This is a genomic window from Sedimentibacter sp. B4, assembly GCF_000309315.1.
Taxonomy (GTDB): domain Bacteria; phylum Bacillota; class Clostridia; order Tissierellales; family Sedimentibacteraceae; genus Sedimentibacter; species Sedimentibacter saalensis.
The window spans coordinates 1-241 of record NZ_CANG01000593.1 but is presented as its reverse complement, the minus strand read 5'-3'; the positions used below and the strand labels follow the sequence as shown (position 1 = coordinate 241).

Below are 241 nucleotides of genomic sequence, written 5' to 3'. Positions count from 1 at the left end.
AACCCTGCACTCCGATCCGCCGGCGCCCGGAGAGATCGGCGCGGCCCGCGACCAGGTGGACGCCCTGCTGGACTCGTGCGGGATCGACTTCGCGTCCGTGGCCAGCTGGGTGGGCGTCGGCGGGACGGTGACGAGCCTTTCCGCGCTGGCCCAGGGCCTGCCCAGCTACGACCGTGCGCTCGTGCACGGCTCGGTCCTGACCCGGGCCGACCTCGCCGCGCTCACCGGACGCCTGCTCGAA

Annotated in this window: 1 pseudogene; it reads left to right on the top strand. The window is 74.3% G+C overall.

Annotation, left to right across the window (positions count from 1 at the left end):
• A pseudogene (locus BN358_RS26675) lies at nt 1-241 on the top strand (exopolyphosphatase); the annotation flags it as partial.